Raw genomic sequence first — 24,064 nt, forward strand, 5'->3', positions numbered from 1 at the left:
ACCCGATCAACATCGACACCACCGCTCCGTCCGCGCCGAGCATCACTGGCGTTGTCGACAACGACGACCCCGCGCACCTGATCGACGTACCGAAGAACGGCGACACCAACGACACCACCCCGGTGATCAACGGTGACGGCGCCACCAAGGGCGACATCATCCACGTGTTCGACGGCGAGACCGAACTGGGCTCCACCGTGGTCACCAACGAAGACGGCACCTGGTCGTTCGAAGTCCCGGCCGACAAGGCCCTGGAAGAAGGCGAGCACGACTTCACCGTCAAGGCCGAAGACCCGGCGGGCAACATCAGCCCGGCGTCGGATGCCTACCCGATCAACATCGACACCACCGCTCCGTCCGTGCCGACCATCGACAGCATCGTCGACAACGATGATCCCGCGCACCTGATCGACGTACCGAAGGATGGCGACACCAACGACACCACTCCGGTGATCAACGGTGGCGGCGCCGAACCGGGCGACATCATCCACGTCATCGACAATGGCACCGAAATCGGCTCCACCGTGGTCGATCCCGAAGGCAACTGGTCGTTCGAAGTGCCGGAAGACAAAGCCCTGGACGAAGGCGAGCATGACTTCACCGTCATCGCCGAAGACCCGGCCGGCAACCTCAGCCCGGAATCGGATCCCTACCCGATCAACATCGACACCACCGCTCCGTCCGCGCCGACCATCGACAGCATCGTCGACAACGATGATCCTGCACACCTGATCGACGTACCGAAGGATGGCGACACCAACGACACCACTCCGGTGATCAACGGTGGCGGCGCCGAACCGGGCGACATCATCCACGTCATCGACAATGGCACCGAGATCGGCTCCACCGTGGTCGATCCCGAAGGCAACTGGTCGTTCGAAGTGCCGGAAGACAAAGCCCTGGACGAAGGCGAGCATGACTTCACCGTCATCGCCGAAGACCCGGCCGGCAACCTCAGCCCGGAATCGGATCCCTACCCGATCAACATCGACACCACCGCTCCGTCCGCGCCGAGCATCACTGGCGTTGTCGACAACGACGACCCCGCGCACCTGATCGACGTACCGAAGAACGGCGACACCAACGACACCACCCCGGTGATCAACGGTGACGGCGCCACCAAGGGCGACATCATCCACGTGTTCGACGGCGAGACCGAACTGGGCTCCACCGTGGTCACCAACGAAGACGGCACCTGGTCGTTCGAAGTCCCGGCCGACAAGGCCCTGGAAGAAGGCGAGCACGACCTCACCGTCAAGGCCGAAGACCCGGCGGGCAACATCAGCCCGGCGTCGGATGCCTACCCGATCAACATCGACCTCACTCCGCCGGTCGCCACACTGACCATCGACAAGGTGGCCGTTGACGACGTGCTCAACATCGTCGAGTCGGAAGTGCAGCAGACCGTCAGCGGCAAGGCGGGCGGCGAGTTCCAGGCCGGTGATCTGGTCAGCTTCAAACTCAATGGCACCACCTACAGCGCTGCGGTGAACGAGAAGGGCGAATGGAGCGTTTCGGTAGCCGGTTCCGACCTGGCCGCGGAAACCAACATCCATGCCACCCTGGTCGCCCACGACGCGGCTGGCAACGCGACCAATGTCGTCGCTGACCATCCGTATACCGTTGTCATCGACCCCCTGACGCCGACGCTGAGCATCCATGTCATCGCTGGCGACGATATCGTCAACCTCGAAGAGTCCAAGGTTAACCAGGCCATCAGTGGCGGCTCGACAGGCGGTCGTGCAGGTGATGTGGTCACCGTCGTGGTCAATGGTGTGAGCTACAGCGGCACCGTCGACGAGAAAGGTGACTGGAGCATCTCGGTTCCGGGTTCCGGCCTGGTGGCCGATGCGGCGCATAGCGTCGTGGCGACCTTCGTGGCCACCGACAGCGCCGGCAACAGCACCCCGGTGACTGAAGCACGTGCCTATCAGGTGGATACCACGCCTCCGGCAGTAACGCTGAGCATCGACCCGGTGACCGGTGACGACATGGTCAACCTGGCCGAATCCAAGGCCAGCCAGACCATCAGCGGCAAGGCCGTCGGCGAGTTCCAGGAAGGCGACAAGGTTACCTTCGAACTCAATGGTCACACCTATAGCGCGGCATTGGATGCGTCGGGCAACTGGAGTACACAGGTATCGGGCGCCGATCTGGCGGCGGAAACCAACATCCACGCGACCCTCGTGGCGCACGACACGGCTGGTAACGTGACCAGCGTCAGTGCCGACCACGGCTATGAGGTAGTGCTGAATCCGCCCTCGCCGGTGCTGACCATCAATACCGTTGCGGGTGACGATGTCGTCAACCTGGCCGAATCCAAGGTCAACCAGACCATCAGTGGCGGTTCGGCGGGCGGTCGCGCGGGTGACGTGGTAAGCGTCGTGATCAACGACGTGACCTACTCCACCACCATCGACAGCTCCGGCAAGTGGAGCATCAGCGTTCCGGGTTCGGAACTGGTGGCCGATGACGATCACCGCATCGAAGCAACCCTGGTGGCAACCGACCAAGCCGGCAACGCCAGCACCGCAACCGCTACTCATGACTATGGTGTGGACCTGGTTCCGCCGGTGGCAACGCTGACCATCAACGTGGTGGCCGGCGACGACATCGTCAACAAGTCCGAATCCATGGCCAACCAGACCATCAGCGGCAAGGCCTCTGGTGAGTTCCAGGCCGGCGACAAGGTGACCTTCACCCTCAACGACACGGTCTACAACGCTGCGGTGAACGCCGAGGGCGAGTGGAGCGTGCAGGTGTCGGGCAACGACCTGGCCAAGGGCAGCAGCATCGATGCCACCCTGGTGGCCCACGATGCCGCGGGCAACAGCACCAGCGTCGAAGCTGAACGTCCGTATACCGTCGACCTCGACCCGCCGGTGGCGACCCTGACCATCAACACGGTTGCCGGCGACGACATCGTCAACCTGGAAGAGTCCAAGACCAGCCAGATCATCAGCGGCAAGGCCGACGGCGATTTCCAGGAAGGCGACATCGTCAAGTTCAGCCTGAATGACACCGCCTACAGCGCCAAGGTGAACGCCGAGGGCGAGTGGAGCGTTTCCGTGGCGGGTTCCGACCTGGCCAAGGAAACCAACATCCATGCCACCCTGGTAGCGCACGACGTGGCCGGCAACGTGGCCAACATCGTGGCTGACCATGCCTACAGCGTGGACCTGGTTGCGCCGGTGGCACAGCTGAGCATCGACACCGTGGCGGGCGATGACATCGTCAACCTCGCCGAGTCGAAGGTTCTGCAGACCATCAGCGGCACGGCGACTGGCGACTTTACCGCCGGCGACAAGGTGAGCTTCACCCTGAATGACACCACCTACAGCGCGGCGGTTGACTCCTCCGGCAAGTGGAGCGTTCAGGTGGCCGGCGCCGATCTGGCGGCCGATACCAATATCCATGCGACCCTGGTGGCGCACGACAAGGCCGGCAACAGCTCCAATGTCGCGGCGGATCACGCCTACACCGTGGACCTGACGCCGCCGGTAGCAACCCTGACCATCGGTACGGTAGCCGGTGACGACATCGTCAACGCCGCCGAAGCTGCAACCGTCCAGACCATCAGCGGCAAGGCCGGTGGTGAGTTCCAGGCCGGTGACGTGGTCAGCTTCAAGCTCAACGGCACCGACTACAGCGGCAAGGTCGATGCGGACGGCAACTGGAGCGTGAAGGTGAACGGCGCCGACCTGGCGGAGGAAACCAACATCCACGCCACCCTGGTGGCGCACGATGCGGCGGGCAACAGCAGCCGCGCGGAGGCGGACCATGCCTACACCGTGGTTCTCCTGCCGCCGGTAGCCTCGCTGAACATCAACGTCATTGCGGGCGACGACATCATCAACCTGGCCGAATCCAAGGTTGACCAGGCTGTCACCGGCAGCTCGACCGGGGCACGGGCTGGCGACATCGTCAAGATCGTGGTCAACGACGTGACCTACAGCGGCACCGTGGGCGCCGATGGCAAGTGGAGCATCAGCGTTCCAGGTTCGCAGCTGGTGGCCGACGCCGATCACCGTATCGACGCGACACTGGTAGCGACCAACGCCGCCGGCAACAGCGTGAGCGTGTCTGCCAGCCACAACTACGGCGTGGACCTCACGGCGCCGGTCGCACAACTGACCATCAACGTGGTGGCCGTTGACGACGTCGTCAACCTGGCCGAGTCGAAGACCCAGCAGACCATCAGCGGCAAGGCGACCGGCGAGTTCACGACCGGTGACCTGGTGACCTTCGAGCTCAACGGCACCACCTACAGTGCGTCGGTGAACTCTACCGGTAACTGGAGCGTCGTGGTGGACGGGGCCGACCTGGCCAAGGAAACCAACATCCATGCGACCCTGGTCGCCCATGACACCGCAGGCAACGTAGCCGAGGTCGAGGCGGATCACGCCTACACCGTGGACCTGGTTCCGCCGGTGGCGACCCTGACCATCAACAACGTCACTGCGGACAACATCCTCAACTACGCCGAGTCGCAGACCTCGCAGACCATCAGCGGCAAGGCTGGCGGCGAGTTCCAGGCCGGTGACAAGGTGAGCTTCACCCTCAACGGCAACACCTACAGCACCACGGTGAACGCCAAGGGTGAGTGGAGTGTTTCGGTGGCCGGCTCCGACCTGGCCGAAGGCAGCAGCATCGACGCCACCCTGGTGGCTCATGATGCCGCGGGCAACGAAACCAGCGTCACGGCCAACCATCCGTACGAGGTGAGCATCGCCCCGCCGGAAGCAGGCCTGGTCATCGACGTGGTGGCCGGTGACGACATCGTCAACCTGGCGGAATCGCAGACCCAGCAGACCATCAGCGGCAGGGCCACCGGCGAGTTCCAGGCCGGCGACAAGGTCAGCTTCACCCTCAACGGCACCCTCTACAGCACCACCGTGGCGGCCGATGGCAAGTGGAGCGTGCAGGTGAAGGGTTCCGACCTGGCCAAGGGCAGCAGCATCAACGCCATTCTGGTGGCACATGATGATGTCGGTAACGCCATCGACGTAACGGCCAACCGTCCGTACAGCGTCGACCTGGCGCCGCCGGTGGCGACCCTGACCATCAACCCCGTGGCCGGCGACGACGTCGTCAACCTCGAGGAGTCGAAGGTCCAGCAGACCATCAGCGGCAAGGCCGGCGGCGAGTTCATGGCCGGCGACGTGGTCAGCTTCACCCTCAACGGCAACACCTACAGCACCACGGTGAACGCCAAGGGCGAATGGAGCGTCCTGGTGGCCGGTGCCGACCTGGCCAAGGGCAGTAGCATCAACGCCACCCTGGTGGCCCACGATGCCGCGGGCAACAGCGCCAACGCGACCGCCAACCACCCGTACAGCGTGGACATCACCCCGCCGGTGGCGACCCTGACCATCAACGTGGTGGCCGGTGACGACGTGCTCAACAAGGCCGAGTCGATGACCAACCAGACCATCAGCGGCAAGGCCTCTGGTGAGTTCCAGGCCGGCGACAAGGTGACCTTCACCCTCAACGGGACGGTCTACATCGCCGCGGTCAATGCCGCGGGCGAGTGGAGCGTGCAGGTCTCGGGCACCGACCTGGCCAAGGGCAGCAGCATCGATGCCACCCTGCTGGCCCACGACGCCGCAGGCAACGAAGCCAGCGTCAAGGCCGATCGTCCGTACACCGTCGACCTCGACGGCCCGGACTCGAAAACCACCCAGCTGAGCATCGACACCGTCGCCGGTGACGACATCGTCAACCTGGCGGAGTCCAAGACCACCCAGATCATCAGCGGCAGGGCCACCGGCGAGTTCCAGGCCGGCGACAAGGTCAGCTTCACCCTCAACGGCCACACCTACAGCACCACGGTGAACGCCGAGGGCGAGTGGAGCGTTTCAGTGGCCGGTTCCGACCTGGCCGAGGAAACCAACATCCACGCCGTCCTGATGGCCAAGGATGCCGCCGGCAACGTCGGTGTCATCGAAGCCGATCACGCCTACAGCGTGGACCTCATCCCGCCGGTGGCGACCCTGACCATTGATGCAATAGCGTCGATCAACACCGTCAATGCAGCTGAATTCCAAACAGTCAGCGGCAAGGCCTCTGGGGAATTCAAGGCTGGCGATCTGGTGACCTTCACTGTGGAGGGGGTCAAATATAGTGCCGCGGTGGGTGCCGATGGTAGCTGGAGCGTCAAGGTTCCTAGCTCTGCATTGGAAGAGGATACGACTAACAACATCCATGCCACGCTGGTCGCGCACGATGCCGCTGGCAATAGCTCCACCGTGGAGGCTGATCGCAAATACTCGACTTTCAGCCTCTGGGACTTCAATGATGGCACCTTCCAGGGCTGGAACATCGGCACGAATTACCAGTTGCTTTATAACGGAAAGCCGAACCTCGAGATCGCTGATGGGAAGATGACCAGCTACACCAACGCCACCGCGGGCACAGCCCACTTCAATAGCGAAGTGGCCTGGATCAATATCGATGTCGTTGCAGGGAAGACTTACAAGCTGGAGTACGACCTTGGAATCATTAACCCCACTCCTACGATATCGATGGTTGTCGATGGCGTGACGGTCATTGTGAGCAGCTCGACCGCAGGACATAAGACGGGGACCTACACCGCCACGGCAACCGGAACTGTTCGCGTATCCTTCTTTAATGGAACCAACCAGGAATCTCAGAACGACTTCTCGATCGATAATGTCTTGGTTACGCCGGTCAATACTCTGTCGGCGCTCCGTGTTGAGATAGATCCGCTGGCTGATTCCGGCGAGATGGCCGCGCATGCCCAGGCGCTTGAACAGCACGAAGGTTCAGGCAGCGAGCAACATTCGACACTCGCCCCCCAACAGGAGGCTCAGGCTCAAACTGTCCATGATGTTGCAGCTTCGCCGGTTAATAACCAGCTCGAGGATGTTGCCTCAAGCGACCAAACCCACGTGCAGTCGTCTGAAGTTGTGGCACCGCTATCATCCGAGCCGCTGCTAGCGCAGCAGTTCGCACTGCCGACGGTGATGCACCATATTACCGTTATGTCAGACAGCTTCTACGGCGCCAACAACATCAATAGCTATGTGAAGCTTGACAATGCCGCGAGCTATCTGGCCAGTGAGAGCAACCAAGGTATCCATGGCGGCACAGGCGTGGACGAGCTGAGTGTCGCAGGTCACGCCCAGGTGCTGGATATGACCCTGACTAGCTCCCAAGGCAAGGTGACAGGCATGGAGGTAGTTGACCTGACCGGCGACGGCCAGGGCCACAACAGCCTAAAACTGTCGCTCCAGGATGTACTGGACAATGGCCAGGCCGACCTCTTCCACAACACTGAAAGCCACTGCGTGCAAATGATGGTGAAGGGCGATAGCAGCGACGAAGTCACCCTGACTCACCTATCTCGCCAAGGCGAAGAAGTTGGTAGCTGGTCCGCGAAGGGCGCAGTTGCGGTGGGTGATGTTTCCTACACCATCTACCACAACACAAACGTAGATGCGGAACTGCTGGTCCAGCAAGGCATAACTGTCCACTTGGTCTGACGGAGCGACTGAGTTGGTCGACGCATCGGCCAACTCCACCTCCTTTCGGTATTTGACAATCAGGTTCCGCTGTCCTCTACGGCGGAGCCAACTTAAGAGTTCTTGAAGATGAAATCGACTATGACCGGAATTGGCGTGCCGAAGCACAAACGCCAACTGCCCATGGCCCTGACTGCCCTGGCTGTCATCGCCAGCCTCCACGCACCGCTGAGCCAGGCCTTCAGCGATAACGAGAATATCTACGGCGAAACCTACGAGCGCACCGAGTCCGTGGTCGCCAACCAGGCGCAGATCGTGATGTTCCGCGGCCACGACAGCGGCAAGGACGCCGCCCACGTCTACATCGACAGCCAGTTGCAGAGCGCCCTGATGCCCGGCGGCTATACCGTGTTCTGCACCCCGGCGGGCGAGCACTCGGTGGAGTCCTACATCGGCGACGCGCCCCTGTACACCGGCAAGCGCAACCCGCAGAGCTACGCCAAGCTGGCCGGCGGCCAGACCTACGTGCTGGAAGCCCCGGTCGGCGCCGGCCAGAGTACGCCGATCGTGCACAGCGGCCAGGATGCCGAGCAGAAGCTGCAGGGCCTGCGCCGGCAGATCCACGTGATCAGCCGCGCCACCTCAGTAGTGCCCTGCCAGACCGAGACCAAGCTGACCCTGCGCAGCGACGTGCTGTTCAAGTTCGGCAAGAGCGGCTACAACGACCTGACCGCCGAGGGCCACGGCCAACTGCGTCAGGTGGTCGACGAGATCAAGCAACGCGGCAGCAACGTCGGCTCTGTCGAAGTGGTCGGCCATGCGGACCCGATCGGCAAGGCCCAGGCCAACCAGCTGTTGTCCCAGCGCCGCGCCGAGACCGTGCGCAAGGTGCTGCTGGAGCAGGGCATCCAGAGCCAGCTGGTGCACGCCAGCGGCCGTGGCAGCAGTGAGCCGGTGGTGCAGTGTGGCCGTACGCGCAACGCGGCGAACATTGCCTGCAACGCTCCGAACCGTCGCGTGGAGCTGATCATCCAGGGGCAGAAAGGCGACCAGTAAGTCCGCCTCGCTCGTCAAAAAAGAAGCCGGATACCCTCCGGCTTCTTTGCTTCCTATAAGCCCACCGACGATGCCGGGCCAGCCCATCCCACATGATCCATGTGCGCGAAGCGAACTGGGCGCCAGGTACCCTGGGGCCATTCGGACACCGGAGGCCCCTCTACCTGCCAGAGCTGCGCTCGACGAGTCAGGTCCACCTGGCATACACGTTCAGCGCTGGATGGCAGAAACGAAAAAGCCCACCTCGAGAGGTGGGCTTTTTTGTGAAGTGGCATTTATTCCACTTCAAGGCACTCAGCATGGCCAGTGCCTTCAATATGGTGGGTCGTGTAGGATTCGAACCTACGACCAATTGGTTAAAAGCCAACTGCTCTACCGACTGAGCTAACGACCCAAAGTTGGTCGGGGTAGGGGGATTCGAACTCCCGACATCTTGCTCCCAAAGCAAGCGCGCTACCGGACTGCGCTATACCCCGTTTGAAAGTTGGCTCCGCGACCTGGACTCGAACCAGGGACCCAATGATTAACAGTCATTTGCTCTACCGACTGAGCTATCGCGGAACTGCAAGACTTCCAATCTCTTCTACTTTCTTCCGGCTTCACCGGTTTCCCGTATCAGAGGCGCGCCATTTTACGTATATCGAAACGTCTGTCAACACTCTGATCCAAAAAGTTTTTCTCTCCTTTGCAGGCGGCCGGGCTGGTTGCTATATCTGCATGGAAAACTCGAGTGATCCACCGCGGCTGCAAACGGAACGATCACGCACAGGATGGCCATGAGCAACAAGGACACCCCACCGCCCTCCCCCCTCGCTAGCCGGGCTATCCAACCCCGCTTCGGCGAGCTGGTGCAGGCTTGCCGCCAATTGGCGATGAATCACCTTGCCGAGCTGCTGGGGAATGTCTTCGCCCAGGTGGACGACGCGCTCTTCGAGTGCGCCGAGAAAGCCGAGAACAATCAGGTCCAGGCCCTGTTCTTCGATGCCATGCGCGAAGTTCGCCGCGAGCGGCCGAACCTCGAGCGTTTCTACCACCAGCGCATTGCCCAGGGCCTGAGCGACTTCCTCGAAGGCAAACTGCCTTTCTCGGAGCCGCTGGAGGAGCTGGACGTGGACCAGCTGACCCTGGTCGGCAACGACGAATATGAAGAAACGCTGCTGGTGACCAACATGGTCAACCAGGTGCGCGCCCACTCAACCCAGCAGCTGTTCGCGCTGGATCAGCGCCTGGCACTGCTCAACAACGGCAGCAAGCTGGGCGAGGACCGCAACCCCTTCGGCCCGCAGGCCATTGCCCAGGCATTCCGCGACACCCTGGCACGCAGCACCTTCCCACTGCGGATCAAGACCATCCTTTATGTGCTGTTCGATCAACAGGTCATGCAGCACCTGCAACCTCTGTATGAACAGCTGAACAAACGCCTGGCCGATGGCGGGGTCCTGCCCAACCTGAAATATCGCCCGCAGGGACAGCGCCAGGCATCCCCAACCGCACCGCGCCCGTCTGTGACCGAGAAAAACACCGCAACCACGGACGTCGGAGTGCCAACGCCAGCGCCCTATGCCGCGAGCGATATGCCGGAGATGCCACCGGGCGACCGCAATGCGCTGTTCGGCGGCCTCGCAGTCCTGCTTGCCGAGCACCGCCGGCGAGGCAACAAGGCCACGCTGTTCGGCAACACCCAGAGCATCGTCAGCTTCGGACCGAGTTCGGCCACCACGACCTACAGCGCCAACGAGCTGCTCGAGGCGCTGAATCGCCTGCAGCGCGAATCGGCCCGCGAGCTGGCCCAGCGCCTTCGCCAGCCGCAGCCGGTCGATGCGCTGAAGGCCGACCTGCAGCGCCAATTGGAAGCCGGCAGCACGCACCCGAAGAACACCCGGCTGACCGACCAGGAGGCCGACGTCATCGACCTGGTGGGGATGGTCTTCGACTTCATCCTCGACGACGAGAACCTGCCGGACAGCTGCAAGACCACCCTCTCCCACCTGCATACGCCCTTCCTCAAGGTCGCCCTGCTGGACAAGCAACTGTTCACCCAGCATTACCATCCGGCACGCAAGCTGCTCAACGCCATGGCCCAGGCCGGCGTGCTGTATGGCGGCGAGGGCGAGGAGCGCGCTCTGCTGGCGAAGATGCACTGGGTAGTCGAGCGGGTGATCCAGGGCTTCGTCGGCGACCTGTCGCTGTTCGACAGCCTGCTGGGCGACTTCAACGAATACGTCAGCAACCTGCGACAGAAGGTCGAGCTGCGCGAGCGCCGAGCCATGGAGGCGGCCCGCGGCCGCGACCGTCTACTGGGCGCCCGCGAGCAAGCGCTGGACGCCATCGCCAGGGTGACGCAGGACCGCGACTTGCCGGAACTGGTGCGCAACTTCCTGGAAATGAGCTGGTGCGATGCGCTTACCTTCATCGTCCTGCGCAGCGGCGAGCACAGCGACGAATGGAAACGCGCCTGCGAAGTCGGTGAACAACTCGCCTGGAGCGTGACGCCGCTGGATGCCGCTGGCCGCGATCATCTGCAGGCCATCCGCCTGGCCCTCCTGGAAGAGCTGCGCAAGGGTCTGGAAGTGCTGGGGGGTTACCACGAGGACGGCATCCGCCGGCTGCTGCAGGATCTGGTTGCCTGCCAGCACGCGATCCAGGCACAGCAACCGCAGATCGCCGCGCAACTCAAGCAGGAGCTGCCGGAGAGTCCGCTGGGCGCCATGCTTGGCGCCGAGGGCCATACCCTGGTCAAGCCCGATGGCGCGGCGCTCTCCGAACGCGTGCGGGTATTGATCAAGGAGCTGAGCCAGCTGGAGTTCGGCACCTGGTTCGAATTCAGCGACACCACGCCGGCGCGCCGGCTCAAGCTCTCGTGGTTCAGCCCGACCACTCGCAACTACATGTTCGTCGACCACACAGGGCAACGGGTGGCGGTCAAACCGATAGTGCAGTTGGCCCAGGATATGGAAGCGGGCAGGGTCCGCCTGGTACCGATGGAACAGTCCGCCCCGCTGATGGATCGTGCGCTGAATGCGATCTACCGGGTCCTGCAACGCTTTACCTCCGGGCGCAGCCCGGCACAGACCTGAGGGAGCAGTCGATGAGTGAACGTCGCCAGCATAGCCGGCAGCAGACCGGGCTGACCGTGGAAGTCTTCGACCGCCACACCGGGCGCAGCCTGGGCCGGCTCGCCGACCTGTCCGCCGAAGGATTCATGCTCTGCGGCGTGGACGTGCCGGAGGCCGACTCGGTCTGGGAGTGTCATCTGGTACCGGCTCCGCCACTGGACGAAATCGGCGAGATCCAGCTCGGCGCCGACTGCCTGTGGAGTCGCGCCGGCACCGACGGCCAATTGGGCTGGGCGGGTTTCCACATCATCGATATCGCCGAGGATCAGGCGGAGCGGATCGAGCAACTGCTGATCCTGCTCGGTGGCGCCCGCGAGACAGGCTGAATACCTGCGGGCGCCGGCCATGCGCGCAATCACGGAACTGGCCAGCGCCGGCCGGACAGGAAAAAGCCCGCCAATTGGCGGGCTTTTTCATGGAGCACGGATCAGGAGAAGACGATCTCGTCGTTCTCGACCTTGGCGTGGATCTGCGTACCAGGGTTGAATTTGCCGGCCAGGATCAGTTGCGCCAGCGGGTTCTCGATCCAGCGCTGGATTGCGCGCTTGAGCGGCCGTGCGCCATACACCGGGTCGAAGCCGACGGCGATCAGCTTGTCCATCGCATCAGTGCTAAGGTCCAGGCTCAGCTCACGCTCGGCCAGGCGCTTGCGCAGACGGCCCATCTGGATCTGAGCGATGCCGGCGATCTGCTCGCGAGCCAACGGTTCGAAGACCACCACTTCGTCGATCCGGTTGATGAATTCCGGACGGAAGTGTGAATTCACCGCATCCATGACGGCAGCATGCTGCGCCTCACGATCGCCCACCAGCTCCTGGATCTGCGCCGAACCAAGGTTCGAGGTCATCACCACCACGGTGTTGCGGAAGTCCACGGTGCGGCCATGGCTGTCGGTCAGGCGGCCGTCTTCGAGCACCTGCAGCAAGACGTTGAAGACGTCCGGGTGGGCCTTCTCGACTTCGTCGAGCAGCACCACGGAGTACGGCTTGCGACGCACGGCTTCGGTCAGGTAACCGCCTTCTTCATAACCAACGTAGCCCGGAGGCGCGCCGATCAGGCGTGCGACGGAGTGTTTCTCCATGAATTCGGACATGTCGATGCGCACCAGCGCTTCCTCGGTATCGAAGAGGAACTCGGCCAGGGCCTTGCACAACTCGGTCTTGCCCACCCCGGTCGGGCCGAGGAAGAGGAACGAGCCGCTGGGGCGATTCGGGTCCGCCAGCCCCGCACGGGAACGGCGCACGGCGTTGGCCACGGCGACCACGGCTTCATGCTGGCCGATGACGCGCTTGTGCAGTTCATCTTCCATGCGCAGCAGCTTCTCGCGCTCGCCTTCGAGCATCTTGGAGACCGGGATGCCGGTCCACTTGGCGACCACTTCGGCGATTTCCTCGTCGGTCACCTTGTTGCGCAGCAGCTGCTTCTCGGTCTGACCGTGCTGGTCGACCATCTGCAGGCTGCGCTCCAGGTCCGGAATGGTCTGGTACTGGATGCGCGCCATGGTTTCCAGGTCGCCCTTGCGCCGCGCGGTCTCCATCTCCTGCTTGGCCTGCTCGATCTTCTGCTGGATCTGCGCGGAACCCTGGACCTCGGCTTTTTCCGACTTCCAGATTTCCTCGAGGTCGGCGTACTCGCGCTCGAGCTTGGCGATGTCTTCTTCCAGCTTGGCGAGGCGCTTCCTGGTGGCCTCGTCGTCTTCCTTCTTCAGCGCCTCGCGTTCGATCTTCAGCTGGATCAGGCGGCGATCCAGGCGATCAAGTTCCTCCGGCTTGGAATCGATCTCCATGCGGATGCGGCTGGCTGCCTCGTCGATCAGGTCGATGGCCTTGTCCGGCAGCTGGCGGTCGGTGATGTAGCGATGGCTGAGCTTGGCCGCGGCGATGATCGCGCCATCGGTGATGGTCACGCCGTGGTGCACCTCGTAGCGCTCTTTCAGGCCGCGCAGGATGGCGATGGTGTCCTCCTCGCTCGGCTCATCCACCAGCACTTTCTGGAAGCGGCGCTCCAGGGCGGCGTCCTTCTCGATGTACTGACGGTATTCGTCCAGGGTGGTGGCGCCCACGCAGTGCAGCTCGCCACGGGCCAGGGCCGGCTTGAGCATGTTGCCGGCATCCATGGCACCTTCGGCCTTGCCGGCGCCGACCATGGTATGCAGTTCGTCGATGAACAGGATGATCCGGCCTTCCTGCTTGGACAGTTCGTTCAGAACGGCCTTCAGGCGCTCCTCGAACTCGCCGCGGAACTTGGCGCCGGCAATCAGCGCGCCCATGTCCAGCGCCAGCAGGCGCTTGTCCTTCAGGCCGTCGGGCACTTCGCCGTTGACGATGCGCTGGGCCAGGCCTTCGACGATGGCGGTCTTGCCGACGCCGGGTTCGCCGATCAGCACGGGGTTGTTCTTGGTGCGGCGCTGCAGGACCTGGATGGTCCGGCGGATTTCGTCGTCACGACCGATCACCGGGTCAAGCTTGCCGTCCTCGGCACGCTTGGTCATGTCGACGGTGTACTTGTCCAGCGCCTGGCGCGAGTCCTCGGCGTTGGGATCGTTCACCGCGTCGCCGCCGCGCAGGTTGGTCACGGCGTTTTCCAGGGCTTTCTTGGAGACGCCCTGGCTGGTCAGCAGCTTGCCCAGCTTGGTGCTGTCGTCCATGGCAGCGAGCAGCACGAGTTCACTGGAAATGAACTGGTCGCCTTTCTGCTGGGCCAGGCGGTCGGCCTGGTTGAGCAGGCGCGCCAGGTCCTGCGACAGGTTCACGTCGCCGGTGGGGTTCTGGATTTTCGGCAGCGTGTCCATCTCCTTATTGAGAGAGGAGCGCAGCGCCGGGATATCGAAGCCGACCTGCATCAGCAGGGGCTTGATGGAACCGCCCTGCTGATCGATCAGCGCGGACAGCAGGTGCACCGGCTCGATGGCCGGGTGGTCATGTCCAACGGCCAGGGACTGGGCATCGGAGAGTGCAAGCTGGAGCTTGCTGGTCAAACGGTCGATTCGCATGAGGGTCGTCCTTCCTTTCTAGAGCGGGCCGGAGCGGTGAGTGCCCCTGGTCACGACTAACCCGCCGGGATGCCAGATAGATAAGGACGATTTTGGTCGGTTCAAGCCATTTGGCCATGACGCCCGTCAGTTTGTGCCCTCACAAGGAGCGTAGGGGCGGACTTTGTCCGCGATCGAATACCGGCCACTCCGAGCGGCCGGGAGCACATCGCGGACGCAGTCCGGTCCTACGAAAGAGGTGTCAGGCTAACCAGATCAGGCTGGCCAGCCGACCAGTTCGCGAGCTGCGGCGATAGGAATAGAACCGCTCGCTCTCGGTAAAGGTGCAGAAATCCCCACCGTAGACCGCAGTCACTCCCTTCGCCGCGAGGCGAATGCGCGCCAGCTCATAGATGTCGGCCATGAACTTGCCGGCATTGGCGCTGGGAACGAAGGCGCGCTCGGCTTCGGAATGGCCCGCCAGGAAGGCTTCTCGCACTTCCGCGCCGACCTCGAAGGCCCGCGGGCCGATGGACGGCCCGAGCCAGACCAGCAGCTCAGCCGGCGCGACGCCCATGGCGTCCACGGTTGCCTCCAGAACGCCGCCCGCCAACCCGCGCCAGCCGGCGTGGGCTGCACCGACACGAGTACCCGCGCGGTCGCAGAACAGCGCAGGCAGGCAGTCGGCGGTCATGATGGTGCAGGCAATACCACGCGTGGCGCTCCAGCTGGCATCTGCGGTGGAGACGACAGCCGGATCGGCCTCGACCACGTCGATGCCATGCACCTGGCTCAACCAGGCGGGCTGGCAGCCCAGCTCGGCAGTCAGACGGCGGCGATTCTCGGCGACGGCGGCCGGATCGTCGCCGACGTGGTCACCGAGGTTGAAGCTATCGAACGGCTCGAGGCTGACGCCGCCGGCGCGGGTCGTCACGCAGGCGCGGACGTTCGCCGGAGCCGGCCAGTCGGGCGTCAGCCACGGGGTCATACGAAGGACTCGTTGTCCTGCCGCAACAGGCTCAGCAGCCAGGTGAAGTCATCCGGCAGCGGCGACTCCCACTTCATGCGCACGTTGGTAGCCGGGTGATCCAGCTCCAGGAAGCGCGCGTGCAGAGCCTGGCGCGGGAAATCGCGCAGGGACTCGACCAGGGTCGGGCTGGCCCCCGGCGGAATGCGGAAACGCCCGCCGTAGGTGGGGTCGCCCACCAGCGGGTGGCCGATGTGCGTCATATGGACGCGGATCTGGTGGGTACGGCCGGTTTCCAGCTTCACCCGGGTGTGGGTGTGCGCGCGGAAGCGCTCCAGCACACGGTAATGGCTGATGGCGACCTTGCCGGTCTCGATCACTGCCATCTTCTGCCGTTGCACGCCGTGACGGCCGATGGGCGCGTCGACGGTGCCGCCGGCGACGATCACGCCGGTGACTATGGCTTCGTAGATGCGGCTGACCGAGCGCGCCTGCAGCTGGGCGACCAGGTTGGTGTGCGCTTCGAGGGTCTTGGCCACCACCATCAGGCCGGTGGTGTCCTTGTCCAGGCGGTGCACGATGCCGGCGCGCGGCACGTTGGCCAGATGCGGCACGTGGTGCAGCAGCGCGTTGAGCAGGGTGCCATCCTGGTGGCCGGCGGCGGGGTGAACCACCAGGCCGGTGGGCTTGTCGATGACCAGGATGTGGTCGTCTTCATAGACGATGTCCAGCTCGATGTCCTGGGCTACCCATTCACCCTGGGCCTCCAGCTCGACGTCCAGCTGCAGGCGCGAGCCGGCATGGACGATGTCGCGCGGGCGCAGCACGGCACCGTCGACCTTGAGACGGCCGTCCTTGATCCAGCCCGCCAGGCGGGAACGGGAGTGGTCGGAGAAGAGCTGGGCGGCGACCTGGTCGAGACGCTGACCACCGAGGTCGAACGGCACTTCTGCCGCGAGTTGGATGATATCGGACATGACTGGACACGAAGGGCGCGCGGCCTTTTGGTTCGGCTGCACGCTGTGGTTAAATACGGGGCCTTTGTCCCAGGGGTACCCCTGGGGCGCCAATCATAACAGACGGTTGCGGCCGCGACAGCCGACCGTCCAGGGACGCAAGCCGCCATGCAAGTGAAACACCTGCTGCTGATCGCCACCCTCGCCTTCGTCACCGCTTGCTCCTCCAAGGGCGAGAAGGTGGATGAGAACCTGAGCGAAAGCCAGCTGTACCAGCAGGCACAGGAAGACCTCAACAACAAGAGCTACACCAACGCCGTCGCCAAGCTGAAGGCGCTGGAGTCCCGCTATCCGTTCGGCCGCTATGCCGAGCAGGCCCAGTTGGAACTGATCTACGCCAACTACAAGAACATGGAGCCCGAGGCCGCCCGCGCCTCCGCCGAGCGCTTCATCCGCCTGCACCCGCAACACCCGAACGTCGACTACGCCTACTACCTCAAGGGCCTGGCGTCCTTCGACCAGGACCGCGGCCTGCTGGCGCGCTTCCTGCCGCTGGACATGACCAAGCGCGACCCGGGCGCTGCCCGCGACTCCTTCAACGAGTTCGCCCAACTCGTCAGCCGCTACCCGAACAGCCGCTACGCCCCGGACGCCAAGGCGCGCATGATCTACCTGCGCAACCTGCTGGCGGCCTACGAAGTGCACGTCGGCCACTACTATTTGAAGCGCCAGGCCTATGTCGCCGCCGCCAACCGGGGTCGCTACGTGGTCGAGAACTTCCAGGAGACCCCGGCCGTCGGCGATGGCCTGGCGATCATGGTCGAGGCCTACCAGCGCCTGGGCCTGAACGATCTGGCCGATTCCAGCCTGGAAACCCTGAAGGCCAACTACCCGGACAACCCCAGCCTGAAGGATGGCCAGTTCGTTCCGCGTGAAGACGAAGCCGACAACCGTTCCTGGCTGGCCAAGGCCACCCTGGGCCTGATCGAGACCAACGATGCCCCGCCGCACATGGAAACCCAGGCCTCCAAGGACGTGATCAAGCAGTACGAGGACGCCGAGCAGCAGATCCCGGCCGAACTCAAGCCCGAAAACCAGAGCGACGTCCAGGAAGAACAGCACGAATCCGAAGGCAACGCCGGCAGCAGCGACCGCTCCTGGTTCAGCTACATGACCTTCGGCATCTTCGACTGATAGCGGCAGGCTCGAGAAAAAAGGGAGGCTTCGGCCTCCCTTTGCATTTGGGCAACGCTTGGGCGTCTTATCCCGGGCCTGCCAGGTGCGCGCACGGGCTCACTGTGCGCCACCGCGCGGCTTGGATAAACTGCGGCTCTTTATGCACAAGGGATTGCCATGACCCGTCTGCTGTTCTGGATCGCCCTCTTCGCCTTCGGTTGGTGGCTGTGGCGCAAAGCCACCCGCCCGGCTCGCCCCGCCCACAAGGCCAAGGGTGAGGACACGGCCGCGCCGATGGTCCGCTGCAACCAGTGCGGCGTGCATGTGCCGCAGACTCACGCCCTCCGGGACGAGGGCAACTGGTATTGCAGCCGTGCGCACCTCGAACAGGACCGCACCGACCGTGGTCGCTGAAGGTATCTCGCTCACGGGCCAGGGCCTGCGGGTCCTGCGCCTGTATCACCTGTACCGCCTGACCATCGGGTTGGTGCTGGTGCTGCTGATCTCCAGCAGCCTGGATGATGAGCTCCTCAAACTGGCCCACCCCGAACTGTTCCACATCGGCTGCTGGGTCTACCTGGTCCTCAATATCCTGATCGCGGTGCTGATGCCCACCCCGCGGCAGCTCTTGCCGCTGTTCATCCTGGCGGCGCTGGACATACTACTGCTGAGCGCCTTGTTCTATACCGCCGGCGGCATTCCCAGCGGCATCGGCAACCTGATGGTGGTGGCCGTGGCCATCGCCAATATCCTCCTGCGCGGCCGCATCGGCCTGCTGATTGCCGCCATCGCTGCTATCGGCCTGATCTACCTGACCTTCTACCTGAGCCTCACCCAGGCCACGGCTATCAACCACTACGTGCAGGCTGGCGGCCTGGGGGCGCTGAGTTTCGCCTCGGCACTGCTGATCCAGGCCCTGGCCCGGCGCCAGCAGATCGTCGAAAACATCGCCGAGCAGCGCGCCACCACGGTGGCCAATCTCGAAGAGCTCAATGCCCTGATCCTGCAGCGCATGCGCACCGGCATCCTGGTCCTGGGCGATCGCCACCGCGTGCTGCTGGCCAACCAGAGCGCGACGACCCTGCTCGGCGGCCACGACCTGCCCGGCCACTCGCTCGCCGAATACAGCCCGCAACTGGTCTCCAGCCTGCAGCAGTGGCAGCAGAACCCCGCCCTGCGCCCGCCGAGCCTGCAGCCCCTGGAGTCGGGCCCGACCGTGCAGCCGAGCTTCATCCCCCTGCGTCGGGACAACGAGCAGCACATCCTGATGTTCCTCGAGGACATCTCGCAGATCGCCCAGCAGGCCCAGCAACTCAAGCTGGTCGCCCTGGGTCGCCTTACCGCCGGCATCGCCCACGAGATCCGCAACCCGCTGGGGGCGATCAGTCATGCCGCGCAGTTGCTGCTGGAGTCCGAAGAGCTGGACAAGCCCGACCGGCGCCTGGCGCAGATCATCCAGGACCAGTCGCGGCGCATGAATCTGGTCATCGAAAACGTTCTGCAGCTCTCGCGCCGGCGCCAGGCCGAGCCGCAGTTGCTCGACCTGAAATACTGGCTGCACCGCTATGCCGGTGAAATGCGCGAGAGCCTGCGTGAAGGTCAGCAGATTCACGTCGAAACCGGCCAGGGCACCGTGCAGACCCGCATGGATCCGCACCAGTTGACGCAGGTACTGACCAACCTTGTGCAGAATGGGTTACGGTACAGCACTCAGAAGAACGGCACCGGCCAGGTGTGGCTGCGGCTGTTCCGCGACAGCGAAACCGACCTGCCCGTGCTGGAAGTGCTCGATGACGGGCCCGGCATCGCTGCCGAGCAGCGGGGGAAACTGTTCGAACCGTTCTTCACCACCGAAAGCAAGGGCACGGGCCTTGGCCTGTACATCTCCCGCGAGCTGTGCGAAAGCAACCAGGCTCGACTGGATTACAAGACGCGTGACGAAGGCGGCAGCTGCTTCCGCATCACCTTCGCCCACCCGCGCAAACAAAGCTAAGAAGACGCAAAGACCATGAGCCGTCAAAAAGCCCTGATCGTCGACGACGAACCCGACATCCGCGAGCTGCTGGAGATCACCCTCGGCCGCATGAAGCTGGATACCCGCAGCGCCCGCAACGTCAAGGAGGCCCGCGACTTCCTCGCCCGCGAACCCTTCGACTTCTGCCTGACCGATATGCGCCTGCCCGATGGCACCGGCCTTGACCTGGTGCAGTACATCCAGCAGCGCCATCCGCAGATGCCGGTAGCGATGATCACCGCCTTCGGCAGCCTCGACACCGCCGTGCAGGCGCTCAAGGCCGGTGCCTTCGATTTCCTGACCAAGCCTGTGGACCTCGCCCGGCTCCGCGAGCTGGTGAACGCAGCCCTGCGCCTGCGCTCTCCGGACGCCGAGGAGGCACCGGTGGACAGCCGCCTGCTCGGCGACTCGCCGCCCATGCGCACCCTGCGCAACCAGGTGGCGAAGCTCGCGCGCAGCCAGGCGCCGGTGTACATCAGCGGCGAGTCCGGCAGCGGCAAGGAGCTGGTGGCCCGGCTGATCCATGAACAGGGCCCGCGCGAGAGCCAGACCTTCGTGCCGGTCAACTGCGGCGCCATCCCTTCCGAGCTGATGGAAAGCGAATTCTTCGGCCACAAGAAAGGCAGCTTCACCGGTGCGGTGGAAGACAAGCTCGGCCTGTTCCAGGCAGCGAACGGCGGCACCCTGTTCCTCGACGAAGTGGCCGACCTGCCACTGCCGATGCAGGTCAAACTGCTGCGCGTCATCCAGGAAAAAGCCGTGCGCGCCGTGGGCGGCCAGCAGGAGGTTGCAGTCGATGTGCGAATCCTCTGCGCGACCCATAAGGACCTGGCCGCCGAAGTGGCCGCCGGCCGCTTCCGCCAGGACCTCTACTACCGTCTGAATGTCATCGAGCTGCGCGTTCCGCCGCTGCGCGAGCGCCGCGAAGACATCCCACTGCTGACCGACCGCGTGCTCAAGCGCCTGGCCGGGGACAGCGGCCTGGCCGCCGCCTCGCTGAGCGCAGATGCACTGGAGAAGCTCAAGAGCTACCGCTTTCCCGGCAACGTGCGGGAACTGGAGAACATGCTGGAGCGCGCCTACACGCTCTGCGAAAACGACGTCATCCAGCCCCACGACCTGCGCCTGGCCGAGACCAGCACGGCGGACAACGGCGGCGAGGCGAGCCTCGCGCAGATCGACAACCTCGAGGACTACCTCGAGGACATCGAGCGCAAGCTGATCATGCAGGCGTTGGAAGAGACGCGCTGGAACCGTACTGCGGCAGCGCAGCGCCTGGGCCTGACCTTCCGCTCCATGCGCTACCGGCTGAAGAAACTGGGGATCGACTGATCCCCGGCTGGTCTCAGACGATGGGCGCCGCCACCAGACGCCCTTCCGGTGAGTAGGGTGCCGCCTCGATGATCGGCTGACGCTTCTGCATCAGGTCCACCAGCAACTGGCAGGACGCCGGCGCCAGCACCAGGCCGTTGCGGTAATGACCGGTGTTCAGCCACAGCCCCTGATGACCGGGCACCTCGCCAATGAAGGGGATGCCCTGCGGCGAACCCGGACGCAGCCCCGCCCAGTGGTTTACCGGCTCCATCTCTGCCAGCGCAGGAAGCAGCTCCTCTGCCGACGCGCGCAGGCCGCTCAGAGCCTCGTTCGATGGAGTCTTGTCGAAACCGGCAAACTCCAGCGTGCTGCCCACCAGGATATGGCCGTCACGGCGAGGTATTGCGTAGCGACCTTTCGCCAGCACCATGCTGGAGAGGAAATCAGGAGCGCAGCGATACAGGATCATCTGCCCCTTTACCGGCTCGACCGGCAACTCCAGGCCCAGCCTGGCCAGTAGCTGGCCACTCCAGGCGCCCGCCGCCAGTACTACCGAGCCGGCAGTGAAATCGCCCTGCTCAGTGCGCACGCCTGTCACGCGCTCGCCCTTGTGCAGGAAACCGGTCACCTCCACCTGTTCCCGTACGCTGACGTTTGGCAGCCGCACCAGCGCTTCGCGCAACGCCTTGGCCAGGCGCGGGTTGCGCACGTTGGCCACGCCGGACATGTACACCGCGCGAGCGAAGCCCTGCCCCAGAACCGGGACAGCCTCGTGTACGGCATCGATATCCACTTCCGAAAGCGGGCGGCCATTGGCCTTGGCCCAGGCCAGGGCTTCGGTCTGGTCGTCCAGGTCAAGCCAGTAGAGACCGGTCACATGCACTTCCGGATCGAGCCCCGTGTCGGCGAGCAGGCGATCCCCCAATAGCGGGTAGAAGTCCTGCGACCAGTGGGCCAGGTTGGCGACCGCCGCGCTGTAGCGCCACGGATAGAGCGGCGAGACGATGCCACCGCCCGCCCAGGATGCCTCGCGCCCGGTCTCGCCGCGTTCCAGCAACACCACCTCGGCGCCCGCCTGCCCCAGCGTCCAAGCAGTCAGCATCCCGACTACGCCACCGCCCACCACGATCATGTCCGGCATACCACGCCCCACATCACAGGAAAATCAACGGCCCATTGCCGGCCGCACACTATACCGGGCATGAGCGGATGAGGGAGCAGGACAGAAGTCGGTGCGGCATCGGACCGCTCCTACAACATCCATCCAACTTGTCCCCGAGCGCGCCGTGCTCAAGGGCCGATACTTGGCCCTTCCGTACACGTCCAGGAGCAGGTCATGGCCAGGGTTCAGGGCTTCACTCTCGTCGAACTGCTGTTCACCCTGGCAATCATCGCCATCGCGCTGTCCATCGCAGCTCCGTCGTTCAGCGAAATACTGAGCAACCAGCGCGCAAGCACGGCGGCGCATGAACTACGCAGCGCGTTGGACTTCGCCCGCGAAACGGCCGCGCATAGCGGGCAACCCATCAGCGTCGTCGCGAACCATGGCGACTGGGCGGCGGGCTGGGAGATCTTTGTCGACCCAGACAATCGCGGCACCCGTGCCCCGGAACAAGCACTGCTCGCCGTTCATGATCCACTGACAGGCATCCGCATCCACACGGACAGCACCTCGCGCCGCCTTATCCACTACATCCCGCGCGGCAACGCCATCCAACCCAACGGCGCCTTCCACGCCGGCACGCTGACGCTCTGCGGCGAGGGTCGCAGCAGCTTTCGCATCGTCTTCAACAAGGCCGGGCGGATCCGCACCGAGTCCGCAACCACCGAGGACTTCTGTCCCCGCTGACGCACTTCGCACACCGTCCGTGACAGGCCTCACACAAGCCCGGATGGCATGACCGAACATCGCCCTATAACGAACGGTCATCCATAGAAAAAAGACATTTCCCACATGACTAGGCAGCATTGCCGCTATCAAAAATGTGAGGAATGCGCTTATGCCGCGCCCCAAAGGATCAGCAGGGTTCACGCTGGTCGAATTGATGATAGTGGTATCCGTCGTGGCGATCTTTGCCAGCATCGCGGTGCCCAGTTTCAGTACTGTCATTACCAACTCTCGACTGCAATCGGCGAGCAATGAGCTGGCGAGTCTGATCCAGTTCGCACGCAGCGCCGCGGTGCAGAACAATCAGAGCATGAACCTCTGCTCGAGCAACGGAATATGGAGCGTTCGCAAGAGCTGCACGGACACCTCTGCGGCCGTACTGCGCTCCTTCACTCCGCCCACCGGCGTAACGATCTCGGCCTCGGTGAGCTCCCTGACCTTCCGCTCCAACGGCACCGCAAGCGGCGCCGCCAACCTCATCGCTTGCAGCAACGACGCTGCCGCGAGCGGATACAAGATGAGCGTGCAGGCAAGCGGCTTCGTCCGTCTCTACCCACAAGGCAAGGACGGGAGCTCTGCACTCAGCTCCTGTACGCCGTCATGAGAACGACGATGAACAAAGTCCGCGGCTTCAGCATGATCGAAGTGCTCATTGCGCTGGTGCTGGTCTGCATCGGCGTGCTGGGCATGGTGGCCCTCCAGGGGCGCGCCGTGACTTACACCCAGGATTCGGTACAACGCAATACGGCAGCCGCCCTGGCTAATGATCTGGTCGAGATGATGCGAGCCAACCCGGCGGGCCTGCCCGCCAGCTCGGGCTTCTATAAAGCCGCGGACAGTGCCTTCCCCGATGCACCAAGCAGCGGCTGCGGCACCACCACCAACGTGGCGTCGGAACAGTTGGCCTGCTGGGCGCAGAAAGCCGGCAAACTGTTGCCCGGCGCCAGCGGGCTGCTTACCAGCGACTTCTACATCTGCCGCTCGCTCAACGCCAACAGCTGTGGCAATGGCTCGGCCGTTGAAATTCAGCTGGCCTGGACGGTAAAGCCTGGCGAGTGCATGGATAACAGCACCGCTACCAAGTGCTACTACCGCCTGCGCACTGAAATCTAGGGACTCTCC

The 24,064-nt window shown here is 63.8% G+C and carries 15 protein-coding genes and 3 tRNA genes; 11 read left to right on the top strand and 7 right to left on the bottom strand.

The window, feature by feature from the left end; translation table 11 throughout:
• Nucleotides 1-7,505 (top strand): Ig-like domain-containing protein (locus tag MJ122_RS16670; protein WP_239744868.1); only part of this gene is annotated, 7,505 nt, incomplete at its 5' end.
• Nucleotides 7,506-7,640: 135 nt separating this feature from the next.
• A complete protein-coding gene (locus MJ122_RS16675) occupies nucleotides 7,641-8,540 on the top strand; it encodes an OmpA family protein (protein WP_239744869.1) in 900 nt (299 codons plus the stop codon).
• Between the two features lie 318 nt (nucleotides 8,541-8,858).
• Here MJ122_RS16675 and MJ122_RS16680 read toward each other — a convergent pair.
• The 3 genes from MJ122_RS16680 to MJ122_RS16690 all read right to left on the bottom strand — a co-directional run bounded on the left by MJ122_RS16680 (nucleotide 8,859) and on the right by MJ122_RS16690 (nucleotide 9,101).
• Nucleotides 8,859-8,934, bottom strand: a tRNA-Lys gene (locus tag MJ122_RS16680).
• 5 nt (nucleotides 8,935-8,939) lie between these two features.
• Nucleotides 8,940-9,016 (bottom strand) — tRNA-Pro (locus tag MJ122_RS16685).
• A 9-nt stretch (nucleotides 9,017-9,025) separates the two neighbouring features.
• A tRNA-Asn gene (locus MJ122_RS16690) sits at nucleotides 9,026-9,101 on the bottom strand.
• A 215-nt stretch (nucleotides 9,102-9,316) separates the two neighbouring features.
• On the opposite strand from MJ122_RS16690, the gene MJ122_RS16695 reads away from it, so the two are divergent.
• Together MJ122_RS16695 and MJ122_RS16700 are read left to right on the top strand one after the other, a co-directional pair.
• Nucleotides 9,317-11,617, top strand: a complete 2,301-nt coding sequence (locus tag MJ122_RS16695; protein WP_239744870.1) for a DUF1631 domain-containing protein — start codon at nucleotides 9,317-9,319, stop codon at nucleotides 11,615-11,617.
• A gap of 11 nt (nucleotides 11,618-11,628) precedes the next feature.
• Nucleotides 11,629-11,982 (top strand): PilZ domain-containing protein, encoded by a 354-nt coding sequence (locus MJ122_RS16700; protein ID WP_088421650.1) that lies wholly within the window; start codon nucleotides 11,629-11,631, stop codon nucleotides 11,980-11,982.
• A gap of 101 nt (nucleotides 11,983-12,083) precedes the next feature.
• On the opposite strand, the gene clpB is transcribed toward MJ122_RS16700, so the two are convergent.
• The 3 genes from clpB to rluD all read right to left on the bottom strand — a co-directional run bounded on the left by clpB (nucleotide 12,084) and on the right by rluD (nucleotide 16,571).
• Complete coding sequence (gene clpB, locus MJ122_RS16705) at nucleotides 12,084-14,648, bottom strand: ATP-dependent chaperone ClpB (RefSeq protein WP_088421651.1); 2,565 nt, start codon at nucleotides 14,646-14,648, stop codon at nucleotides 12,084-12,086.
• A 241-nt stretch (nucleotides 14,649-14,889) separates the two neighbouring features.
• The gene (gene pgeF, locus MJ122_RS16710; RefSeq protein ID WP_239744871.1) at nucleotides 14,890-15,615 is read right to left on the bottom strand and encodes a peptidoglycan editing factor PgeF; all 726 of its coding nucleotides are present in this window, start codon (nucleotides 15,613-15,615) and stop codon (nucleotides 14,890-14,892) included.
• Nucleotides 15,612-16,571, bottom strand: coding sequence for a 23S rRNA pseudouridine(1911/1915/1917) synthase RluD (rluD, locus tag MJ122_RS16715; RefSeq protein ID WP_088421653.1), 960 nt, complete (start codon nucleotides 16,569-16,571; stop codon nucleotides 15,612-15,614). The genes pgeF and rluD overlap by 4 nt, the downstream gene beginning before the upstream one ends.
• A gap of 147 nt (nucleotides 16,572-16,718) precedes the next feature.
• Between rluD and MJ122_RS16720 the strand changes: the two genes are divergently transcribed.
• The 4 genes from MJ122_RS16720 (at nucleotide 16,719) to MJ122_RS16735 (ending at nucleotide 21,072) form a co-directional block, all read left to right on the top strand.
• Entirely contained in the window at nucleotides 16,719-17,744 is a 1,026-nt protein-coding gene (locus tag MJ122_RS16720) for an outer membrane protein assembly factor BamD (RefSeq protein WP_088421654.1), read from the top strand.
• Nucleotides 17,745-17,897: 153 nt separating this feature from the next.
• Nucleotides 17,898-18,140: a PP0621 family protein gene (locus MJ122_RS16725; protein WP_026079328.1), complete on the top strand. Its 243-nt coding sequence runs from the start codon at nucleotides 17,898-17,900 to the stop codon at nucleotides 18,138-18,140.
• The gene (locus MJ122_RS16730; RefSeq protein ID WP_239745270.1) at nucleotides 18,130-19,719 is read left to right on the top strand and encodes an ATP-binding protein; all 1,590 of its coding nucleotides are present in this window, start codon (nucleotides 18,130-18,132) and stop codon (nucleotides 19,717-19,719) included. Before MJ122_RS16725 ends, MJ122_RS16730 begins: the two co-directional genes overlap by 11 nt.
• Nucleotides 19,720-19,734: 15 nt before the next feature.
• Nucleotides 19,735-21,072, top strand: a complete 1,338-nt coding sequence (locus MJ122_RS16735) for a sigma-54 dependent transcriptional regulator (protein ID WP_239744872.1) — start codon at nucleotides 19,735-19,737, stop codon at nucleotides 21,070-21,072.
• Between the two features lie 13 nt (nucleotides 21,073-21,085).
• Here the strand turns inward: MJ122_RS16735 and thiO are convergent, their stop codons facing one another.
• Nucleotides 21,086-22,195 (bottom strand): glycine oxidase ThiO, encoded by a 1,110-nt coding sequence (thiO, locus tag MJ122_RS16740; RefSeq protein WP_239744873.1) that lies wholly within the window; start codon nucleotides 22,193-22,195, stop codon nucleotides 21,086-21,088.
• 195 nt (nucleotides 22,196-22,390) lie between these two features.
• Between thiO and MJ122_RS16745 the strand changes: the two genes are divergently transcribed.
• The 3 genes from MJ122_RS16745 to pilV all read left to right on the top strand — a co-directional run bounded on the left by MJ122_RS16745 (nucleotide 22,391) and on the right by pilV (nucleotide 24,055).
• Nucleotides 22,391-22,903 (top strand): GspH/FimT family pseudopilin, encoded by a 513-nt coding sequence (locus tag MJ122_RS16745; protein WP_239744874.1) that lies wholly within the window; start codon nucleotides 22,391-22,393, stop codon nucleotides 22,901-22,903.
• Between the two features lie 151 nt (nucleotides 22,904-23,054).
• Complete coding sequence (locus MJ122_RS16750; protein ID WP_088421698.1) at nucleotides 23,055-23,546, top strand: GspH/FimT family pseudopilin; 492 nt, start codon at nucleotides 23,055-23,057, stop codon at nucleotides 23,544-23,546.
• Nucleotides 23,547-23,554: 8 nt separating this feature from the next.
• On the top strand, nucleotides 23,555-24,055 hold the full coding sequence (pilV, locus tag MJ122_RS16755) for a type IV pilus modification protein PilV (RefSeq protein WP_088421660.1): 501 nt from the start codon (nucleotides 23,555-23,557) through the stop codon (nucleotides 24,053-24,055).
• Nucleotides 24,056-24,064: the final 9 nt, after the last annotated feature.

The organism is Pseudomonas sp. DP-17 (genome assembly GCF_022380625.1).
Classification (GTDB): domain Bacteria; phylum Pseudomonadota; class Gammaproteobacteria; order Pseudomonadales; family Pseudomonadaceae; genus Pseudomonas; species Pseudomonas nitroreducens_A.

Coding starts and splice junctions, on each gene's coding strand:
- MJ122_RS16720 (WP_088421654.1), top strand. CDS start 16,719: ATGCAAGTGAAACACCTGCTGCTGATCGCCACCCTCGCCTTCGTCACC.
- clpB (WP_088421651.1), bottom strand. CDS start 14,648: ATGCGAATCGACCGTTTGACCAGCAAGCTCCAGCTTGCACTCTCCGAT.
- MJ122_RS16735 (WP_239744872.1), top strand. CDS start 19,735: ATGAGCCGTCAAAAAGCCCTGATCGTCGACGACGAACCCGACATCCGC.
- MJ122_RS16750 (WP_088421698.1), top strand. CDS start 23,055: ATGCCGCGCCCCAAAGGATCAGCAGGGTTCACGCTGGTCGAATTGATG.
- thiO (WP_239744873.1), bottom strand. CDS start 22,195: ATGCCGGACATGATCGTGGTGGGCGGTGGCGTAGTCGGGATGCTGACT.
- MJ122_RS16745 (WP_239744874.1), top strand. CDS start 22,391: ATGGCCAGGGTTCAGGGCTTCACTCTCGTCGAACTGCTGTTCACCCTG.
- pgeF (WP_239744871.1), bottom strand. CDS start 15,615: ATGACCCCGTGGCTGACGCCCGACTGGCCGGCTCCGGCGAACGTCCGC.
- pilV (WP_088421660.1), top strand. CDS start 23,555: ATGAACAAAGTCCGCGGCTTCAGCATGATCGAAGTGCTCATTGCGCTG.
- MJ122_RS16700 (WP_088421650.1), top strand. CDS start 11,629: ATGAGTGAACGTCGCCAGCATAGCCGGCAGCAGACCGGGCTGACCGTG.
- MJ122_RS16695 (WP_239744870.1), top strand. CDS start 9,317: ATGAGCAACAAGGACACCCCACCGCCCTCCCCCCTCGCTAGCCGGGCT.
- rluD (WP_088421653.1), bottom strand. CDS start 16,571: ATGTCCGATATCATCCAACTCGCGGCAGAAGTGCCGTTCGACCTCGGT.